The organism is Nostoc sp. TCL240-02, assembly GCF_013343235.1.
Taxonomy (GTDB): domain Bacteria; phylum Cyanobacteriota; class Cyanobacteriia; order Cyanobacteriales; family Nostocaceae; genus Nostoc.
This window is the reverse complement of sequence record NZ_CP040094.1, coordinates 4895765-4916872: the sequence shown is the minus strand read 5'-3', so window position 1 is coordinate 4916872 and position 21108 is coordinate 4895765. Positions and strand designations below refer to the sequence as shown.

The 21108-nt window shown below is 44.0% G+C and carries 17 protein-coding genes; 7 read left to right on the top strand and 10 right to left on the bottom strand.

What is annotated here, in order from left to right; genetic code table 11:
- Window positions 1-46 precede the first annotated feature (46 nt).
- The 4 genes from proC to pipX all read right to left on the bottom strand — a co-directional run bounded on the left by proC (window position 47) and on the right by pipX (window position 2981).
- On the bottom strand, window positions 47-865 hold the full coding sequence (gene proC / locus FBB35_RS20850; protein ID WP_174711229.1) for a pyrroline-5-carboxylate reductase: 819 nt from the start codon (window positions 863-865) through the stop codon (window positions 47-49).
- Between the two features lie 106 nt (window positions 866-971).
- Window positions 972-1577 carry a cell division protein SepF gene (locus tag FBB35_RS20845; protein WP_174711228.1) on the bottom strand — a complete coding sequence of 202 codons (606 nt, stop codon included), beginning with the start codon at window positions 1575-1577 and terminating at the stop codon, window positions 972-974.
- A 460-nt stretch (window positions 1578-2037) separates the two neighbouring features.
- Window positions 2038-2706: a YggS family pyridoxal phosphate-dependent enzyme gene (locus tag FBB35_RS20840; RefSeq protein ID WP_174711227.1), complete on the bottom strand. Its 669-nt coding sequence runs from the start codon at window positions 2704-2706 to the stop codon at window positions 2038-2040.
- Window positions 2703-2981: a transcriptional coactivator PipX gene (gene pipX / locus FBB35_RS20835; protein ID WP_012408389.1), complete on the bottom strand. Its 279-nt coding sequence runs from the start codon at window positions 2979-2981 to the stop codon at window positions 2703-2705. The genes FBB35_RS20840 and pipX overlap by 4 nt, the downstream gene beginning before the upstream one ends.
- Window positions 2982-3321: 340 nt before the next feature.
- Between pipX and FBB35_RS20830 the strand changes: the two genes are divergently transcribed.
- Window positions 3322-3483, top strand: a complete 162-nt coding sequence (locus FBB35_RS20830; protein WP_174707964.1) for a hypothetical protein — start codon at window positions 3322-3324, stop codon at window positions 3481-3483.
- Window positions 3484-3906: 423 nt separating this feature from the next.
- On the opposite strand, the gene FBB35_RS20825 is transcribed toward FBB35_RS20830, so the two are convergent.
- From FBB35_RS20825 to FBB35_RS20815, 3 genes are all read right to left on the bottom strand, one after another.
- Window positions 3907-4827: an energy-coupling factor transporter transmembrane protein EcfT gene (locus tag FBB35_RS20825; RefSeq protein ID WP_174711226.1), complete on the bottom strand. Its 921-nt coding sequence runs from the start codon at window positions 4825-4827 to the stop codon at window positions 3907-3909.
- 175 nt (window positions 4828-5002) lie between these two features.
- Window positions 5003-6373, bottom strand: coding sequence for a ribosome biogenesis GTPase Der (gene der / locus FBB35_RS20820; protein ID WP_114080909.1), 1371 nt, complete (start codon window positions 6371-6373; stop codon window positions 5003-5005).
- A gap of 219 nt (window positions 6374-6592) precedes the next feature.
- Window positions 6593-10312, bottom strand: coding sequence for a WD40 repeat domain-containing protein (locus FBB35_RS20815; RefSeq protein WP_174711225.1), 3720 nt, complete (start codon window positions 10310-10312; stop codon window positions 6593-6595).
- Between the two features lie 222 nt (window positions 10313-10534).
- On the opposite strand from FBB35_RS20815, the gene FBB35_RS20810 reads away from it, so the two are divergent.
- The 3 genes from FBB35_RS20810 (at window position 10535) to FBB35_RS20800 (ending at window position 11843) form a co-directional block, all read left to right on the top strand.
- Window positions 10535-10885 (top strand): hypothetical protein, encoded by a 351-nt coding sequence (locus FBB35_RS20810; RefSeq protein ID WP_174711224.1) that lies wholly within the window; start codon window positions 10535-10537, stop codon window positions 10883-10885.
- 103 nt (window positions 10886-10988) lie between these two features.
- Window positions 10989-11534, top strand: coding sequence for a hypothetical protein (locus FBB35_RS20805; RefSeq protein WP_174711223.1), 546 nt, complete (start codon window positions 10989-10991; stop codon window positions 11532-11534).
- Window positions 11535-11663: 129 nt separating this feature from the next.
- Window positions 11664-11843, top strand: a complete 180-nt coding sequence (locus FBB35_RS20800) for a hypothetical protein (protein WP_174711222.1) — start codon at window positions 11664-11666, stop codon at window positions 11841-11843.
- A 32-nt stretch (window positions 11844-11875) separates the two neighbouring features.
- Here the strand turns inward: FBB35_RS20800 and FBB35_RS20795 are convergent, their stop codons facing one another.
- The gene (locus FBB35_RS20795) at window positions 11876-12016 is read right to left on the bottom strand and encodes a hypothetical protein (protein WP_174711221.1); all 141 of its coding nucleotides are present in this window, start codon (window positions 12014-12016) and stop codon (window positions 11876-11878) included.
- A 54-nt stretch (window positions 12017-12070) separates the two neighbouring features.
- Here FBB35_RS20795 and FBB35_RS20790 point away from each other — a divergent pair, with 54 nt between their 5' ends.
- The gene (locus tag FBB35_RS20790; RefSeq protein WP_174711220.1) at window positions 12071-12241 is read left to right on the top strand and encodes a hypothetical protein; all 171 of its coding nucleotides are present in this window, start codon (window positions 12071-12073) and stop codon (window positions 12239-12241) included.
- Window positions 12242-12259: 18 nt separating this feature from the next.
- Entirely contained in the window at window positions 12260-18013 is a 5754-nt protein-coding gene (locus FBB35_RS34905; RefSeq protein ID WP_174711219.1) for a calcium-binding protein, read from the top strand.
- Between the two features lie 304 nt (window positions 18014-18317).
- On the opposite strand, the gene FBB35_RS20780 is transcribed toward FBB35_RS34905, so the two are convergent.
- Window positions 18318-19514, bottom strand: a complete 1197-nt coding sequence (locus tag FBB35_RS20780; protein ID WP_174711218.1) for a site-2 protease family protein — start codon at window positions 19512-19514, stop codon at window positions 18318-18320.
- A 462-nt stretch (window positions 19515-19976) separates the two neighbouring features.
- On the bottom strand, window positions 19977-20228 hold the full coding sequence (psaK, locus tag FBB35_RS20775) for a photosystem I reaction center subunit PsaK (RefSeq protein WP_174711217.1): 252 nt from the start codon (window positions 20226-20228) through the stop codon (window positions 19977-19979).
- 123 nt (window positions 20229-20351) lie between these two features.
- Here psaK and FBB35_RS20770 point away from each other — a divergent pair, with 123 nt between their 5' ends.
- Entirely contained in the window at window positions 20352-21059 is a 708-nt protein-coding gene (locus FBB35_RS20770; RefSeq protein ID WP_174711216.1) for a phosphoribosylanthranilate isomerase, read from the top strand.
- The last annotated feature ends 49 nt before the right edge of the window (window positions 21060-21108 follow it).

Genomic DNA, 21108 nt, shown 5'->3' with positions numbered 1-21108 from the left:
TTTGGAAAACTTTTTCCCAGTCCCTAAGCCCTTAGTCCCCAGTCTCTCATTTTCCCAGTTCTTGCGATCGCTCTGTGGCAGCTTTCACTGCTTCAATTAAAGCTGAACGAAATCCTGCCTGTTCTAGCTTGGCAATTCCCGCAATGGTTGTACCACCGGGACTGGTAACGCGATCTTTAAGTTCTGCTGGGTGCATTTTGGTTTCATACAACAGTTTCGCTGTTCCCAGTACGGTTTGCAATGCTAATTGATTGGCAATTGCTCTAGGTAAACCTGCGGATACTCCGCCATCAGCAAGTGATTCTACTAGCAGCGCCACGTAAGCGGGGCCACTACCAGATAGCCCTGTGACTGCATCCATCAGCCCTTCTGAGACTTCCACAACTTCGCCCACAGCAGAAAAAACTTGTTGTGCTATTTGGTGATGCTTGGTATTGGTATATGCACCGGAACAAATGGCGGTAATTCCTGCTCCCACAGTGGCTGGAGTGTTGGGCATTGCTCTGATAACTGGCAATTGCACAAATGCAGCTTCTAGCTGACTTAAGGGCACACCCGCCAATATGGAAATTATCAGGGGTGATTGTTCTCTATTAATAATATCAATATCTGCTAATTCTTGCGCGATCGCGCTGAACACCTGCGGTTTCACTGCCAAAAATACAACTTCTTTTGCTTGAGTGAAAACCTCACTATTATCTGTCGTCACAGCAACACCGTATTGCTGTTGCAAAAAATCTAGACGTGAAGGTAGCGGTTCGCTAACTATGACTTCTGATGATTGATAAATTCCACGCGCGATAAGGCAGGATAAGAGCGCTTCTCCCATTACCCCACCACCAATTAAACCAAATTTTATAGTCATTGATCGTTAGTCATTTGTCATTAGTCCTCTGTCGTTTGTCATTTGCCACTACGATCAAAATCCTAGATAAATGACAAAGGACAAAGGACTAACAACTAATTTAACTCTATTGTGCCATCCGGTTAGTTTCGTTGCCCCAGGTTTGATTTGGAGAACCTGTAGGACGAGAAGGACGTGCTGGCGGTTGTGGTACTTCATGAAGAACGCCACCTTGGGTGCTAACTTGGACACAGCTTGGTGTAAACAAGAAGATGCTTTCACCGATGCGCTCTTGATGTCCATCTAGTGCGTAAGTACCACCTGCAACAAAATCTACTGCTCGTTGAGCTTGGTCTGGGTCCATGATTGTCAGATTTAATACCACTGACTTCCGTTCTCGCAACGCTTGAATTGCCTGGGGCATTTCTTCAAAGGTGCGTGGTTCGAGGACTAAAACTTCCGAAATTCCGTTAATTGCTCCTGGCATACCAATTACATTCCCCATTGGCTTTGAACCTGCTGCGATATCATCTCCCATTGTAGGCACTGGTTCCCGCCAGCGTCGATTCTGAGCGGTTGCGCTCTCTTGTGGGGCTGCGGGTTGGGGATTTTCTTGCTGATACAGATTTTGGTAATTATTATTATCTGTTTCTGGTTCTTCTTCGTAATATTCGTATTCCACTTGCTCATTTAGACCTACAAAGTCTCTGAGTTTGGAAAAGATGTTGTTCATTGTCTGTGTACTCTCCTGGTGCGAATAGCCTGTATTGACTTGGCTTAGGATTTATTGAGATAGGAGCAATCGCTACATCGGTGGATACTCCAGCAAGTATATTGCTATTTGTAGCCCATACTACGGGTTTTGGCGATGAACCGACACTTATTGGAAAGGTCTGTGCATCGCCTAAACATAATAATGAGTCAAGATTATATCCTAAGGTTTGTCCGAAGGAAAGTTCTTTTTACCCCATTTTCCCTTGGCGATTGCTCTTGTCAATACTATATCCTTTGTTTCTAATTGCACCAGTCTCTTACAAAATTCTTGTCATCAAATCCTGATCTCTATTAATACTGACCTGAAAAGCTGACTGTCGAGGGCTAAGAGCGATCGCCAAACAATATTGTTACTAATTACACCCTCATTGCTCCTGCTTGTACTTGATACTCAACCGAAAGAGGGATGTGTAATATGCTTAAGAGCGATCGCCAAACAATATAGTTCCTAATCGTACCATCGTTGCACCTGCTTGTACTGCTAGTTCATAGTCGCTTGACATACCCATAGATAGTTCCTGCATTTTAATGTGCAACCAATGTTGCTCCTGGATTTTCTTTGCTAGCTCACGATTGAGATTAAACACATTCAAAATTTCGGGATCGTTTAATCCTGAAGGTGGAATTGTCATCAAACCTTGAATTTGTAAATTTTTGTATTGATCGAGTATGGGTAAATCAGCCAAAAGTTCTGACACACTCCAACCAGATTTGTTGGGATCGGGGAGAATTTTCACTTGCAAGCAAACTTTGGGACTCACCCCTAGCTGTTGCGCCAATTGATCTAAGCGCTGTGCCAGCTTCAAATTATCCACAGAGTGAATCCAAGAGAATTTTTCGAGGGCTTTTTTAGCTTTATTGCTTTGCAAATGTCCAATAAAGTGCCAGGTAATATCCGGTAAGTCTTGCAACTCGGCTTGTTTACTGGCAGCTTCTTGGATGCGACTCTCCGCAAAATCACGAATTCCTGCGGAGTATGCAGACCGAATGGCCTGGGCAGAAACTTGTTTGCTAACAGCAATCAATTTGACTGAAGTTGGTAAGGAAGAACGAATGGAAACAATACGTTCGGAAATCGAACTGTTCATTGGAAGGTGCGTTGGAAAACACTTTGAAGTTGATCGTACTCCTGAGAATGTCCACTGCGCCGCAGGGTACGTAAGCGATTTTCCAACATCATTCTAGCCTCAGTTCGTCCTATTGGCTGGAATTTGACACCTTTAACGTCATTTGCGACCAAAAAAAACAGGCGCTGGGCATAAAGTGTGGTGAACAAATCCTGGGTCTCATCAACCATACAGATTTTGTAGAGTAAACCCCAAGTTGGATGGTTTATGTAAGTTTCTGCGTTTTCTGGATTCATTTATGAGTCAAGGTGTAGTCAAGGTGGGAGTATATATATCTTTTCGCAGTGAATTACAAACATTCAGACGATAATACCAACATTCGTCAGAATATTTGCTTAAAATGCAAAACTGCGGTTACGAAGACCTTGATCTAGTTTCTAATTGGCAGATGAAGCTAGTGGTAGTGAAGCGAAATGGTACAACAGAAGCCGCAAAGCGTGGATTCAGAGAGTAAAGGCTGGTTGAGAAACATCACCATCTGCTTTGGTGACTTCAATTTACCAATCTGTCGGAACAAGGTACAAGATAGTCCTGATCCTCTTGTTAAAAGTTCGACGTAGCAAGGGAAAACACCCTTTGAAGCTCCCAACGGCAACAGCGAACTTTTCAACTTCTTTCCATACTGCCACAACTATTGCTAAATGGCACAAAATAGCTAACTTAAGTGCGAAGTGGGGATTGGGAATTGGGGAATGGGGAATGGGAATTGGGGAATGGGGAATGGGAATTGGGGACTAGAAAAAAACTATTCCCTATTCAGCATTGTCAATTGTGCCTGGGCTTTGTGCAGAGATTCATACCATGCTTTATTCAGGATCGCTGTCTGCGACACTTCCCGCACCCACTTGCATCACTGGCAGCTAGCCAAAAATTTGTTGCACGCGACCTAAAACAGCAAAATAATCTGGTTCATACTAAAAAGCTACGTAAAATGGTATGGGATCAATTTTCTGGTGGAATAACTGTTCAATTTTCTATACCACATAGTGGTATAGACAACCTAATAAAGGGCCTGTGAAGGGGAGATGGGAAAGCGCGAAAAGAAAATATAGCAGTTATCGATTAGATGAGAAAACCAAAATCCTTACTATGAAATCGTTTCAGTAAAGTTTTTGTATCTTACTCAACTGCACACCGCTATACTACCTTTTCGGTGCAAAATTAGACCTGAGTTCCTATAGCTAGCCGTATTCCCCAAAATACAATTAAAGTTGCAATAGCAAGCCAGTCACGCCCTTTGAATCGTAAGTCGTGCCACTGCACTCGATGCTCGTTGGGACTGGTAAAACCCCGCACCATCATTGCATTCGCCATTTGATCGGCTCGTAAGAGCAGATTTTCTAACAATCTCTCTGCGACTGTCATCCAAACTTTGAAGCCTCCTTTCAATCCCAGCTTTTTCCAATTAATTGCCCTTGTCATCACAGAACGAAATAAGTTTTGCACTTCTTCTAAAACTAGAGGAATAAAGCGCAAGGACAAGGTTAAAGTTAAAGCAATTTCTGTGACAGGCAATTTGAAGCGTCGCAGGGGTTGCATTAGGCTTTCTATACCAGATGTAATTTCTTCTGGTGCGGTTGTTAGCAGATAGAGGTTGGTGCTGTAAATTACGGTAAATATAATTGTACTCAGACGTACAGCCAAATCCAAGGAGCGGCGAGTTACTTTGACTGGGCCTTTCTGCAATAGCACATAGTTGTATTTTTTGTTATTACTTGTTTGCTCTGGAACAATATTCTTGGAGTTCGCTGGCTGGGTTAATATTTGTTCATTAGCTGGCAGGCGTGGCTGATAATCTACACCCATTCCATCAGGACTGATGGCTCCGATCGCTAAGACAAAAAAGGATAGCATTAATAGCCAGCCCATTTGTTGCTGCCATACTCGCCGGGGAATCCTAGCAATCAAGGTGGCAATAATCAACAGTACTACCAGCAATACCCGCCAAAAGTTGTTAGCTAAAACATAGCTTGTTAAAAAGCTCATCAACCAGGCGAACTTGACTCGCGGATCGATTTTATGCAGCCAAGTTTGGGGTTGTTCTAAATAAAGTCCAAGTGGCAGCGATCGCAATAAATCCATTTTAGAGTTAAGAGTTAAAAGTAAGGAGTTAGGAGTAAGGAGTTATGAGTGTTGACTTAAACTCATAACTTTCACCTTCTGTCGCTATCAAACTCTAGTCGATAGAGTTTTATAGTTAGCAAGCAATTCTGACTTTAACTCATAACTCTTGTACAGACGCGATTCATCGCGTTTCCTAACTTAATTTGACGCGAGTTGCTCTATTAACATTACCAATTTCGGCATCACGGACTTTTTTGCTGCGCCAGAGTAAAATAATAGGCGTGCCTTTAAATCCTAGCTGTTGACGGAATTGACGTTCAATGTATCGGCGGTAGTTGTCGTTGAAGCGTTTGGAATCATTGACAAATAGTGCGATCGTTGGTGGTTGGCTACTTACTTGTGTACCATAATAGATCTTGCCCTGACGACCACCACGGGATGCTGGCGGTGAATGCCAGCTAACGGCATCTGTTAAAACTTCGTTAATAACTGATGTGCTGACACGCCGTTTGTGTGATTCAGCCGCCGTTTTCACCAACTCTAGAATTTTTTCTACCCGTTGTCCCGACAAGGCACTCACAAAAATTGTTTCTGCCCATTCGGTAAAATGTAACCGTGATTGCAGAGTTTTTTCGTAGTCGTAGATTGTGTAAGAGTCTTTTTCAACAGCATCCCACTTATTAACGACGATGATGCAAGCTCGACCTTCTTCGATAATCCGCCCAGCTAATTTTTGGTCTTGCTCTGTGACTCCATCTACAGCATCTAGTACTAATAAAACCACGTCAGCGCGACGAATCGCTTTGAAGGCACGGTTAATACTAAAGAATTCTGTGCCGTATTCTATGTGTTTCTTTTTGCGAATGCCGGCGGTGTCAATTAAGCGGTAGGTTTGTCCTTCTCGTTCAATAACGGTGTCAATGGCATCGCGGGTTGTGCCAGAAATTGGGCTGACAATTGCCCTTTCTTCGCCAACAAAAGAATTGAGTAAGCTCGATTTGCCCACATTTGGGCGGCCCACAATTGCTACTTTGATTTCATTCGTTTCTGGGATGTCTTCAACAGCAGGTATGTGATTAACTAACTCGTCGAGTAACTCTCCTGTGCCACTACCATGAATTGCGGAGATGGGGTATGGTTCGCCCAAACCCAATTCCCAAAACTCGGCAGCTTGCATTAAGCCTTGGTCTGGAGATTCACATTTATTTACAGTTAGTAGCACAGGTACGCGTTGTTGGCGCATCCATTCGGCGATTTCTTGGTCTGCCGATGTGGGGCCTGTTTGACCATCTACGACAAAAATTGCGGCACAGGCTTCTGCAAGGGCTGTCATTGCCTGCTGGCGTATCAGTGGTAGAAATTCGGTATCATCATTAAAGACTAATCCACCAGTGTCTACGACTAAAAATTCGCGGCCATTCCAGAAAGCTGGCATGTAAGTGCGATCGCGTGTCACTCCCGGTTCATCATGGACAATCGCCGTTTGTTCCCCGGCGAGTCGATTAACCAGGGTGGATTTGCCCACATTTGGGCGTCCGATAATTGCAACAATTGGCAGTGCCATAAAACCAGGGTAAGTGAGAGACGTAGTATATCACGTACTTACATTTTACTCATTTTAAACTTGAAGTTTTAATAATTTTCCAAGTATTTGGATGTAGACAATGGGAACTTTCGGGTAATATCGTGTCCAGTTAAAGACTTATTATTAAGACCGCAGCGGGCGGAGAAATTATCACTAATCAGCCGGACATGATATAATCCAGTGCTTCAGCAGATTCATTTATTTTGCCCCTAAAGCTTTTAAAGTTGCTACCTCTGCTTCAGTCAAACCCATCACTTCAGTAATAATCATGCCTTCATAAGGACGGGCTGGTCTTAAAGTTTGTTGACATTCCCCTGTAGCGAGATCCCAACAGTTGATGGTTTCATCTTGGCTACCGCTGAGGAGAGTTTGCTCGTTGTGGCTCAAACTGAGCGACCATATCCAATTTTGGTGATTTTCTAGTGTAGCAAGGCAGTCTCCAGTAGCTATATGCCAAATTTTGATGGTGCGATCGCTACTACCGCTAATCATGCGGCTACCATCGGCGGTGAATAGAATACAGACAATTTGGCCAGTATGTCCCTGGAATATCCGGTGACAACTTCCGGTGTGAATGTCCCACAGTTTCACTGTCTGCTCATCACCACCACTTGCAATATACTGACTATCTGGACTGACGGTAACTGCCCAAACACGGTTGGAATCTGCTTCCCAAGTATTGAGACAGATGCCTGTTTTAACATCCCATCGTTTAACTATCTTTTCATAGCCACTACTGAAGAGAGTTTTGCTGTCAGGACTAAAAGCGATCGCCAATACACAACCAGGATGTCCCAGCAATGTTTGTAAACATTCACCAGAACGTACATCCCAAATCTTAACTGTGTGGTCGTAACTGCCACTAGCAAGCAAGTTACTGTCGGGACTGAACGCGATCGTCCAAACCCAGCTTCCATGACCATACAAGGTTTTGAGGCATTGTCCTGTATAGGGACTCCAGAGTTTAATGGTGCGATCGGCACTAGCACTAGCCAGGAATTGCCGATCGGGACTGAATGCAACACTGAAGACACGATTGCTATGTCCATGTAGTACCCGAAAAGGCTGGAGGTCAACTTTTAAGAGTTGTGGGGCACTGAGATTGATATCCCAAAGTTTGATTGTTTGGTCTTCGTGTCCACTAGCCAGGAGGTTTTGTTGCTCACAGTGGGCAATCGCGTAAATAATATTGCTATGCCCTTGCAAGGTTTTAGTACACTTTCCGGTATGAAGCTCCCATACTCTAGCTGCATGGTCATCTCCACCACTAGCAATTAAGTGTCCTTGGGGGTGAAAAGCTATTGACCAAATCCGGCTTCTATGCTTATTGAGGGTATCCAAACATTTGCCAGTGTTGGTATCCCAAATCTTCACAGTTTTGTCATAGCTGGCACTTGCTATGCGATCGCCCTGGGGACTGAATGCTACGGATGTTACAAGCCCTGTATGTCCCACCAAGGTCATCAAACATACCCACACCCCAGTAGATACATCCCACAGTTTCACGGTTTGATCGAAACTGGCACTGGCTAACCTTTGTCCCTCTGGGTTAAAGGCGATCGCTTTTATCCAGTGCTGATGGCCAATTAAGGTTTGCACACAGCATCCAGTTTCTATATTCCATAACTTGATTGTATTATCTTCACCAGCACTGGCTAAGGTTTTACCTGTGGGATGAAAGGTTACACTCCAAACAGAGGTTGTATGTCCTTCTAGTGTTTGCACACATTGGTCTGTACCGAGATGCCAGAGTTTGACTGTATGATCGTAGCTGGTACTGGCAAGGAATTGACCATCGGGACTAAAGGCGATTGATGTAACTATACTGGTGTGTCCCTGGAACGTTTTAAGACATTTACCTGTGGTGATATCCCAAAGTTTGATTTTATGATCCTGACCGCAACTAGCTAAAACTGGATGCACAGGACTAAAGGCAAGACTCCAAATCCAACTGTTGTGTTCTTTACAGATAAAAAGTTCTTTACCATTGCTGGCGTTCCAGATATAAATTCCACCGTTGCTATCACTGATAGCAAGATGATACCCATCAGCACTGAAAGCAACACTAGTAATACCGCCAAAGGTTGCAGCAAATGCACACTCTCGAAATGTCGCTTGGGTAAAATTAACTTGATGTAAGTTGAGCGATCGCAAATCTGCTTGTCGAATATTGAGACGAGAAAAATCATACCCAGTCAAATCAGTTTCTAATTGAGCCAATAAATTCAGCAGGTTGCCGCTACCATACCCAACTGTATCTAGGTATGGGGCATTGGGAAGAGACGGAGGGGCAAGGGGGATTTTCCCCTTTTCTCCCTGCTCCACTTCGGCTACGCTCAGTGACCACCTGCTCCCCTGCTTCTTCCCAACGCCCCCTGCTTCTTCCTTGTCTCTGTTATCCTCATTCCCTTGTGGGTGGAGTTTTTTATCTTGTAATTTGTTAATCAATCGGCTAATTTTATACTCAAGCTGACGAGTAGAGCCAAGAGTTACTTGTAGTTGCTCCAGGATGGGCCGCACAATCAGGTGAATTTGACTATCGCGGATATAGTCTTTTGTCTGGGCTTTCATCAAGGCATGACTGAGCAGATATCGCGGCGATTCCGTGACGATTTCCTGGCAGATTTGCTCAATCAAGCAATCTGTAACGTATTCCATTACTACTGGTTGCTGTGTAAATCCCGCAGTGTCGTTTTCAATCAAGCTACGCCAAGATAAAGACTCCAGAACTTGAATTAACTTAGATTTAGGAACTGTGGGTGTCAGGTCTGTTTGCAATTCTGTCACCGAAACACTTTCTCGATTAATGGCCAGCCAGTACATGACTTGTTGCTCCAAAACAGAGAGTCGCTGGAATTGCTGGTCTATGAGATTGCCAATACCATTAAAAACTGTTGTACCTTCGGTAAAAAAGCGGGAAATGCTGCCTTCATACAAGTCTCGAATTGAAGTTGCAGCAATTTTCAACGCTAGGGGATTACCACGGTAACAGTCAATTAGTTGGCGGGTTTCGTTCTCTGTACTTAATAGCCCTTTCAGGGAGAGAATTGTTTCTCCGGCTGCAATTTCTAATCCTGATAGAGCAAGGGTACGAACTGGCAAACCATTACCTTCCAAAGCAGCAACTTGAGCAGGTTTTTCCCGACTGGTGAGCAGAACACAGCTTTGATGCCCAGTTTCTCCTAATCGCCACAAAAGCTCACCATAAGATTCATAGCCTTCCCGGTAACAGCCTGTATGCTTACCCTGTTGCAACAGGGTGTCAAAGTTATCTAAAATCAACAAACAACGAGATTTACGAAAGTACTCGATTAAACAGGTAATTTGCTCGTGAGGGTCAGCAGGCAATGCGATCGCTTGTTGATTGGAAAGAATTTTGATGCAGTCCGTCAGCTTGTCATGGAAAAAAGGTGCGTGCCGCAGCGATCGCCAAATTACATACTCGAATTCTCCCTGTAATTGTTCTGCCAACTTGACTGAGAGTGCGGTTTTGCCCATACCACCCATACCCAGTATTGCTACCAGACGAGTGCGATCGCGCTCAATCCATTGGCTCAAAGTTTCTAATTCATTAGTACGTCCATAGAAGTGGGAAACGTCGATTGCTTCCCCCCAATTTGTGATGGGTTGAAAGTTTAAGGTTAAGGAGGCGTTTGTGTCCTTTTGTTGCTGTGCGGTTCGCTTCAGTACTCCGTGCAGGTTATTTTTGGTAACTTTTTCGCCCAAAGCTTGAGAGAGCGATCGCCATAGTTCCGAACCAACATCTTTAATGTGACCAGGATCGTAATCGGAATCTACAGCCATGTCTAAGTATGTCTGTCCTGCCCATGAATGACAGAAGACAATCTTTTGAACTTTTGTTAAGTGCCCCCGTTCCAATAATTCCTCTACTAGTGCGATAGCCTCTTCAACCGTCATTTATCCACGTAGAAATACTAAATTAACTACGATATTCGCACCATAAGCTTTGTTTATTGAAAAAGTTTACGTAAATCTACTAAAAAGACCTGACCTTTTTCCGACCTTTTTCCGACCGTCAAACTTTATACAAGGCTGTAAAGTATTGATGTGATTCAGTTGTAGTACAGAAATCTGCCCAGTGATTAAACCCTTAGATGAAATAGCAAAGGATTGCATCTCATGAACAAACACTTTTCCCCATTATTTGCTGTAACAGCGCTGGTTACTATTGCTGTAACACCAAGCTATGCAGGAGTCTACACAGCTTGGTGGGGATGGTACGAAACAAAATTCGGATCGCAGGGTGCGTGTCTGGATGGCTCTTATAACTTTTTAAGAAAGCAGCCAGAACTCTACGATGCTGGTAAGCAAAGTCCACATACTTGGGCAAGTTACCGTAGTAACAGTGGCACTGCCTTCGTTGTCTGTGCTCCTAATGGCAACGCAACGATCATGGTAACAGGTACAGGCAATGATTATAACTTGTCTCAGGAGTTAGCCAACAGATATAGACAGGTATTAGGACGTTAACTCCCTCTGATACTCTATAGCCTCTTAGCCTTGTCGGGGTTCATCTATCATCTATTTTCTAAATCTTTATTCTAGTCGTTTACCGTAATACAGGAGTACGATTATGAGACTTTGTTGGTCGTCCTGGAAGAGTTTGACAGCAGTTAGATTATTACCTTTTGGAGTGTTGTTGCTGTCTTCACAAGCGCTAGCAAATGAAACTGGAACTTTTGGTTTCAATAAACATATAGGCGATGTTTGGGTTGGAGACATCACTGTAGAACAGGGAAATATTCGAGGCTTTACACCGCGACCAGCAAGTAGCTGTGGTGGTCAGGATAATGCTTGTGCAGATTTTGCTGGTGGTGGTAAATCCTGGCAAAGTGAAGGTATCCGAATCTCAATGCCCGTCGGAGTGCCCAGTTGCCCAAATCAGTACCATACAGAAGGTTCTGTTACCGTCAAATATACGAACGGTAGCGCTTACGTCACTCAATCTTTATCAATTGATAAAGGCTCTGAAGGGCGTAATTTAACTCAAAATTGGACTGTGAAAGGCTACTATGGTAATCCTTCAGAAGGCCATATAAATGTGGAAACTAGTGTGAAATGTGTCTACCACGGTGTTAACAATGGGGGCGGTTCTAAATGGTCGCCTTTTAACTGGTAGTGTTTGGTTACTAGCGAGTAGATTGGGTTGATTAAAGCGAAACCCAACATAATGTTTTCCCATAACACGATAATTTCATGCGATCGCACTTGCCAACATACGCTGATTTTTGGTATTGCGTAGTTTACCGTGAGATATCGCATTTTGTTAATTGGGTGCGATCGCACAGATTTAGAAAGCAATCATCCCCGTTCCAATAATCGCTCAACGAGTGCGATCGCTTCTTCAACCGTCATTTATTCGGTAGTAATACAGGTTAACTACAATATTCCCACGATAAACTTGATTTTTTCGCAAAAGTTTACGTAAATCTACCAAAAAGACCCGACCTTTTCCAACCGTCAAAGTTGATACAAGGCTGTAGAGTATTGATGTGATTCAGTTGTAGTACAAGAATTTACCCAATGATTAAACACAGGTAAGTGTTTACCCAAACACCGGAAGGTGTTGAGTGCGATAAATTTTCCATCTAGTTGAGCCATAGCAGTTGTGAGCGACGATGTTTATTCGTTTGCTGGTTTCTTCTGACTAATGGTTTGGAATTGGGATGGGATGCGATGCGATCGCACTTAATTTATCGGGGTTTGGGAGGGGTGCGATCGCGGTTGTATAGCTTGGAGAAATGTTACGAGGAAGCAGCAGGCGATATATTATTAGCCCTTTCTTGTAGACACACTTTAAATGTAAAACTCATCCAGATAAGATAATTAGGAATAAAAGCAAAGATGGCAAACAATCAATTGACTGAAGTTGCAGCAATCAATGAAAGGCTTAATAAATTCGGTCAAAAGCTAGGGATTAGTGCGACACAAACGACTGATGCATCAGGATCAGTCAAATTTTCTGTTAGTTTTGATTCCGGTTCTTTCTACAGTGGTAGTTTCCTAAAAGACAATCTTGGGTTTATTCAGAACACATTGAAACCACTGAATCCTGTGTTTGAATTATTGGAAACAGAAATTCCTTTAATCTCGGATTATAAAAACATTTTCTATCAAAACGTTTTTAATGGCATTAACCTCGATCAAGATTATAACTCTAACTCAATTAGTTTATTAGATGTTATTGGATTTGCTGCTAAAGCAAAAGGTAATGAAATTGATGTTAAACGGATAGACGAAATTTTTTCTTTTGACAATTTCCTTAAAAAGATTCCTAGCGGTGGTGAGAAAATAGAGCTTGGTGAATTAACAATTGATGCCGCAGGTAAGATCACAAAAAACTTGCTCCCTAATATTTCACTCCCTGCGCTAGATTTGCCTTCGACATTTAATATTCCACTAATTAAAGATCCAGCAGATACAGCTTTTGGTATTTTACTAAACGAAAATAAAACTCTCTTTTCTTATGACGCACCTAAGTTTAAGCTAGCATTTGATGATGCCCTTGCCGTAGATTTTCCGATCGTAGGAATAGTAGGTGGTGTTCTGACGGGTAAGTTTGGAGCCGAAATCCAACTAGGCTTTGGCTTTGATACCTATGGAATTCAATCAGGTCATAGTTTTGAAGATGGTTTTTTTGTCAAAGATTACCCAGGCAATGAAGTTGAATTGTCTGGAGCAGTTGGAGTTGGTGCATTTGCTGGTATTCCTAACGTTGCCAACTTGAGTACAACTTTAGAAACTGGACTAACACTTGGATTTACTATCAACGATCCATCGCCAAAATCTCCTGGTATTGTGCGATTGAGTGAGATTGAGAAATTAGGATTCAGTAATATTTTTAAAAAGCCAGAACCAACTCTTAATATAAGGCTTGGCGCTGACATTGTTATTTTGGGTTCTTCTATTGCTGGTGTTTCATCCCCAAAAGTAGAATTTGACTTAGAAGGATTTCCTCCAGCAGCAATACAGAACAAAGTTAATAAGGTGCTTGGCTATGTCGAGCAAATCAAGGATTTAAAAGGCGGAAAAGCGGTCGCAAGGTTTGTAAAAGATGTATTGGTAGATAAGCCTACAGAGCTAGTAGTAGATGCAGTAAATGCAGCTGGTGACGGGATCAGAAAAACAGCTAATGCGGCTGGAGATTTGATTGAATCAGAAATCAAAAATGGCAAAAAAGTTGCTGATAAGATATGGAAAATAGGGGAAAATGGCGTTGAAGAATTTATTGGAGGAGGAAAGCGGCTAATTAAGCAGGGAGAAAAGCTAACTCAAATAGCAGGAGATGGTGCAGAACAAGTTTGGAACAAGTTGGAAGGTGGAGCCGAAGAATTTATTGGAGGAGGAAAGCGGCTAATTAAGGAGGGAGGAAAGCTAACTCAAATAGCAGAAGATGGTGCAGAACAAGTTTGGGATGGTGCCAAAACAACCTATAAAAAAGGAAAGGAGACAGCCGAGTGGATCGGTGAAAAACTGGAATCCTTCAGTGATTCTGCTGGTAAATTCTTTCGTCTTAACAAAGCAGGTAAGTTTGTAGACGATGCAGGAAAACCGTTTGAACAGATTGGAGGAGCGTTTGAAGAAATTTTTGGGTTAACTGATGGAGGTGACTCCAACCAAGCTCCAGCCCGTCCACCATTCCCTGAGAAGCCTAAATTTCCTACTAGACCAAGTAGTGGGATTACTTACCGACCTGACGGCAGCATTTCGCTTCAAACCGGCATAGGAGCAGATGTGTTAGAAGGTACTGACGTAGGCGATGAGATTCGGGCAGGGGCTGGAAACGATTATGTTACTGGAAATGGAGGTAGAGATTTTCTCTACGGCGAAGGCGGTAATGACGTTATATACGGTGGTGCTGGTACTGACACTCTCGAAGGCGGTACAGGGAATGACAAACTCTTCGGTGAAGGCGGGAATGACATCCTCAAAGGTGATGCTGGCGATGACGAACTAACAGGTGGTGATGACACTGATACTCTATACGGGGGTATAGACAATGACACTCTCAATGGCGGTGAGGGGAATGACAAACTCTTCGGTGAAGGCGGGAATGACATTCTCAAAGGTGACGCTGGCAATGATGAGCTAGAAGGTGGTGATGATACTGACACTCTTTACGGGGGTATAGACAACGACACTCTCAATGGGGGTGCAGAGAATGACAAACTCTTCGGTGAAGGCGGGAATGACATTCTCAAAGGTGACGCTGGCAATGATGAGCTAGAAGGTGGTGACGACAGCGATCGCCTCTACGGAGGTATAGACAATGACCGTCTTTATGGCGGTGCGGGAAATGACAAACTCTTCGGCGAAGACGGCAATGACCTCCTCAAAGGTGATGCTGGCGATGATGAGCTAGCGGGAGGTGTTGGTACTGATAGTCTATACGGTGGGGCTGATGCTGACACTCTATACGGCGGTGCTGACAATGATAAGCTGTCTGGGGATGCTGGCAATGACCTGCTACTGGGTGAAGCAGGCAATGATCTAATTGACGGTGATACTGAAATCGATACCGTCAGCTATGAGAACTCACTCAGTGGTGTAGTTGTAAATATTAATGAAGCACAGAACTACCAAAATCCCGGTGGAACTTTCCATACAACTATAGTTTCTGCCAGCCTCATCCCTACCGACACAGAGCCAAACTTTACGATCGCAGCAGGCAAAGCTTTAGATGGGTTTGGCACTATAGATACTCTACGAAATCTAGAAAATATTATCGGCTCTGGATTTGATGATGTTCTAATTGGTAACAACTTAAATAACCGCATCTTAGGCTTAGTCGGGAATGACCTGTTAGTTGGCAATGCTGGCAATGACTCCCTTGATGGTGGCGATCGCATTGATACTGTCAGCTACCGCCGCGATCCTATTTCAGTTAAAGTCAACTTAGAGCAAAACTACGCTAAGGACGGCTTTGGCGGCACTGACCAAATCTTTAATGTTGAAAACGTCATTGGCTCTGCCTTCAATGATGAAATCATCGGCGATGCCCAAGCGAATATCATTCACGCTGGAAATGGCGATGACGTTGTTAACGCCAGAAATGGCAACGACATCATTTTTGGCGAAGGTGGTAAAGACACTCTCTCTGGCGAAAACGGTGACGATTTCTTAGTTGGGGGTACGGATGCCGATAATCTCAATGGTGGAGAAGGCAATGATACGGCTTCTTATTTCACCTCAGCAACACCTGTATCTGTTAGTCTCACAACAGATACAGGCTGGGCTGGAGATGCCAAAGGCGATCGCCTCCAAGCCATTGAAAATCTAGAAGGTTCAGAATTTGAGGATTTACTCTTCGGCGACGCTGGCAAGAATATCCTCAGTGGGTTGGGTGGAAATGACCTAATTTATGGTGAAGCAGGCGACGATTGGCTCGATGGTGGCACAGGAAGCGATCGCCTTTACGGTGGAGACGGTAACGACAACCTATATGGTCGAGCCGATGAAGACCTGCTCAAAGGTGAAGCTGGCAATGACAACCTGAATGGAGGAGACGGCAACGATCAACTCTACGGTCAAGACGGCAGAGACACCTTAAATGGCGATGCTGGCAATGACTATCTCGAAGGCGGCACAGGCGATGACAACCTTTATGGTCAGGAAGGTAATGACCAACTTTATGGTCAGGAAGGCAATGACTATTTTGAAGGTGGCACAGGCGATGACCTCCTCGATGGTGGCATCGGCGAGGACTACCTCACTGGAGGAGACGGGGACGATCAACTTTACGGTCAAGCTGATAAAGATACCCTAAATGGCGGGTTGGGTAATGACCTGCTAAATGGGGGTGACGGTAATGACCAACTCAATGGTGACGACGGTAACGATCGCCTCTACGGTCAAGTCGGTGAAGACAGCTTATATGGTGGATTAGGCAATGACCTCATAGATGGAGGTGATAATAATGACCTACTTTATGGCGATGACGGTAACGATCAACTTTACGGTCAAGCTGGTGATGACAACCTCGAAGGTGGAGCCGGAAATGACGCTCTCTACGGAGGTAATGGGACGGATACCCTTTTAGGGCAAACGGGTGATGACTACCTCGATGGTGGATCGGGCGACGACATACTCAATGGCAACGAAGGTAGCGATCGCCTTTATGGTCAACAAGGTGATGATTTACTGAACGGTAATACTGGCGATGACTACCTTGATGGCGGGTTAGACAATGACGAACTCAATGGTAATGAAGGTAACGATCGCCTCTACGGTCAGCAAGGCTACGACATCCTAGATGGTGGTGCTGGCGCTGACTTCCTGGATGGTGGTACTGAAGATGACTATCTCTATGGTAGAGATGGTAGCGATCGCCTTTACGGTCAAGTAGGTCAGGACTACCTTGATGGCGGCAATGACGATGACCGCCTTGAAGGGGGTACGGGTGATGACCAACTCTTCGGTCAGCAAGGGCGTGACTACCTTGATGGTGGCATCGGCGATGATTTCCTTTATGGGGGCAATGATGCTGATAAGCTGCTAGGGCAGACTGGCAATGACTACTTAGATGGTGGCGCTGGTGACGACCAACTATATGGTCGAGACGGCAACGACCAACTATATGGTCGAGACGGCAATGACATCCTTGATGGCAATGCTGGTAATGATTACCTTGAAGGTGGATTGGGCAATGACCAACTGACCGGGGGCATAGGTAATGATTCCCTTTACGGTCAAGACGGTAGCGACACCCTCAATGGCGGCGCTGATAATGACAATTTATATGGTGGAGTTGGTGATGACAATCTTTTGGGAGGCGATGGCAACGATCTACTCTCTGGTCAAGAAGGGAACGACATTTTGAATGCGGGTGCTGGTGATGACTACTTAGAAGGTGGGTTAGGCAATGACCAACTCTTAGCCGGATCGGGTAACGACCAACTCTACGGCGGCGCAGGCAACGACATCCTAGATGGTGGTGCTGATAATGACTACCTAGAAGCTGGATTGGGTGATGACCAGATCGTAGGCGGCGACGGTGACGACCAACTATTTGGACAAGAAGGTACTGATACTCTTTATGGAGGCAGTGGTAATGACAATCTTCAGGGTGGCGACAATGCCGATATCCTGAAAGGAGAGAACGGAGATGATTATCTCTTTGGTAATGACGGTGACGATCGGCTCTACGGTGGCGCTGGTAACAACTCACTAGAAGGTGGTGCTGGTAACGATGTGCTTTATGCCGATATCCCGCAAGTGCAGGACGGAGATAATTATCTCTTTGGCAATGCCGAGAAGGAGCCGATCAACAACAGGGGTGGCAACGATTATCTTACAGGTGGCGGTGACAACATCCTGAATGGTGGAACAGGTGAAGATACATTATACGGCGGTAGCGGTCGTGATATGTTTGTGCTGGCGAGCGAGTCTGGAAGTGACACTATTTTCAACTTTACAGTTGGTAGCGATTATCTAGGATTATTGAATGGTCTGACTTTTGAACAGATCGCAATTACTCAAGGCATTGGCACCAACACCAACGATACTCTAATCAGTAAACAGGATGGCGAACTCTTAGCCACACTAATCGGAGTACAAGCCAATACCCTTGGTTTGTGGGATTTCGCAAATCTAGGATAACAATTTAATAGGCGATCGCATTTTAAAGGTGACAAGCAACCTGAAACGTGTGAAAAAGCCGAGAATGTTCGCTTTCCCACTCTTATCGAGACTAACCAAGATTGCCGCAATCAGTCATGAGCGCGATCGCTCTTTCTTGAAACTTGTTTTCTGATTTTACGATGTCAAACTCAGGTTTAAAAAATAAAAAAGGTAGGAAATCCTACCTCTTACCCAAAAAAAGCATTTTGTAACCAAATACCATATTCAATATCACACAAGCTTTTGACAAAGCTATTGCAAAACTATGACAAGGATATGACGTTTAATTTGCAATTGACTTCGCTATTACTCCCAGTTGCAAGCCAGGCGGATAGCTACCTTCTTCTTTTATCCGCTTGATTTCTGCGTCTGTGAGCCGTAAATTTAACTTTTGTGCCAATGTTCGCACAATATCTCCCCGGTCAATTACGCCAGCTACAGCACCAGCAGGAGAAAGTACGGTAATTCGAGGTAACTGCTCATTTTCCAGCTTGTTAATTACCTCAGCTATGGTTGTTGCTTCAGTAACAGTGGGTATTTCTGTTAGGGGATGCACAATGCTGTGTAAGGTTTGGGTTTCCCATTCACTCCTTTGGGTTAAACGAAAATCGTCAATGGAAACCAAACCCCGGTAACGTCCATCAGAAGCAGCAAAATAAACTTGTGAAGGAGCGGTTTCCAACAAGTATAAATCGGCAAAGGAGCGCAGTGTCTGGTCAGCATCGATAACCCGAAAGTCACGAGTCATCGCATCAGCCGCCACCACTTTAATTAGGCTTTCCTGCAACGTAGTCATGTTGTCATAGGTGTTAGCGTTGCGGACAGCAAACCAACCTAACAGCGCAATCCACAAACCAAGTGCTAACTCCCTTGTCAAGAAATCTACAACAAATCCTAAAGCGATCGCACCATAACCCAAAATTTGCCCAGCCCTTGCAGCCCAGTGTACGGCTTGAAAACGATTACCTGTTATTTGCCATAGTGCTGCTTTTAACACTTGGCCTCCATCTAGAGGTAAACCAGGAATCATGTTAAATAGTGCTACCACCAAGTTAATTCTCGCCAAATCTCCAACCATGACACTGAGTGGACTAGTATCAGGGATTACAATAACTCCTAGACTGAGCAGGAAAAATAGTATGATACTCACCAATGGCCCAGCGATCGCTACTTGAAAAGCTTTGAAAGGAGTTTTAGATTCTTCTTCAATCGCAGCAATCCCGCCAAACAGAAACAGAGTAATTGAATTAACTTTAATACCTTGCGATCGGGCTACCAAGCTGTGACCCAACTCATGTAGCAACACCGAACCAAATAGCAGCAGCGCCATAATTATTCCAGCACTCCAAGCTATAGCATTCCCCCATTCCTGGTAAGCTACCCCAAAGTTAAGGGTTGCCAACCCTAAAATCACAAACCATAACGGGTCTAAAAACAGGGGAATTCCAAATAAAGACCCAATTTTCCAATTTGTTTGCATTACATTGTCCTAAAACTAGATATCGCCAGTAGTTCCTATACAGCAATACTTGCGTATATACATACATGTATATATCTGAGCATCAATTTGGTAGTGTCGAGTTCCAAAATGCTCTTATTTCTAGAATAGACAATTAATGACTGTTGGACATTGGACATTGGGCATTGGTTATTCCATTTTCTTGCTTTCCCTTATATCCCCCGAATAGAATTCGGGGGTTTTACGCATCACATCTCATAAGCGCCTTACAGAGGGGATTAATCCCGTCCCTAAAGCCATATAAATCCTCCTCTGATGAAGTAGTTGCAGCGTTCCTCAAGGGGAAGGTTAATGCCTCCCCCTTAGTTAGGCTTACTACACGGAGGCTGGCTGATGCTTATGAGTTACTTTGCTGGAGAAAGAACTAAAATCGTTTTGACGAGTTTTGTATTGATCGCAGCGTTACTTGTGATCATCGCAAAACTACAGACGACCGATGTTAGTCAGTCCTAAAACGATACCAATGCCGATAATATGACCGAAAGCCATTGCACCAACAAATGTCGGAATACTAATCGGTAGGATGGGGAACTTGGGACCAACTAGGGGTTTTTCGATTCTAGTACTTAGTAAAACCATTACTAAGCTACTGATGCTGATGATAATGCCTACTGTAGGATTCCACGCAGGTGTGGCGGGAACAGATGCAGCTGCTAGTAAAATTGATGAAATCAAGCTTTTGTCTCCTAAATGGAAAAGTTAACGTAGACCTCAAGATTATAAAATTACAAGGCCCAAAAGTTTTTTAGATAGTTTAGACTTTTGAGGTGATTATTCTAAATATTTTGTTATATTTTCATGCGCGTTAAAATTTGCGGCATCACTCAACCACAGCAGTCTGTAGCGATCGCTTCTCTGGGTGCAACAGCGCTAGGATTTATTTGTGTACCAAACTCCCCTCGCTACGTGACTACATCCCAAATTCGGGCAGCAGTGGCAGAACTACCGGCAGATATTGACACAATTGGAGTTTTTGCCAACCCTAGTATTCTTGAAATCAGCCAGATAGTTGTTGATTCTGGGTTGACGGGGGTTCAGTTACACGGGGATGAATTACCAGATTTTTGCTACCAATTACGTCAAGCTTTACCAAATGTCGAAATTATTAAAGCACTTAGAATTCGTAGTCTTGAGCATCTGGGCACGACGGCCAATTACACAAAATACGTAGATACTTTACTACTTGATGCCTACCATCCCGAACAACTTGGTGGTACAGGTAAAACCTTAGATTGGAAAATATTAGAACAATTTAACCCCAATTGCCCTTGGTTTTTAGCTGGGGGATTAACAGCAGATAATATTGTGGAAGCTTTAAGTCAGGTTAGTCCTAGTGGCGTTGATTTATCTAGTGGTGTAGAACGCGCACCTGGAGATAAGGATTTAGATAAAGTAACCAAGTTGTTTGAAAAATTAGGGAATGGGCAATGGGCAATGGGTAAGAAGAAAGGGAGCAGGGGGCAGGGAGCAGGGGGACAAGGGGGACAAGGGGGAATTATTGAATAAGTCTCTCCCTTGTCTCCCCCCTCTTCCTTGTCTACTTTGTCTCTTCTTC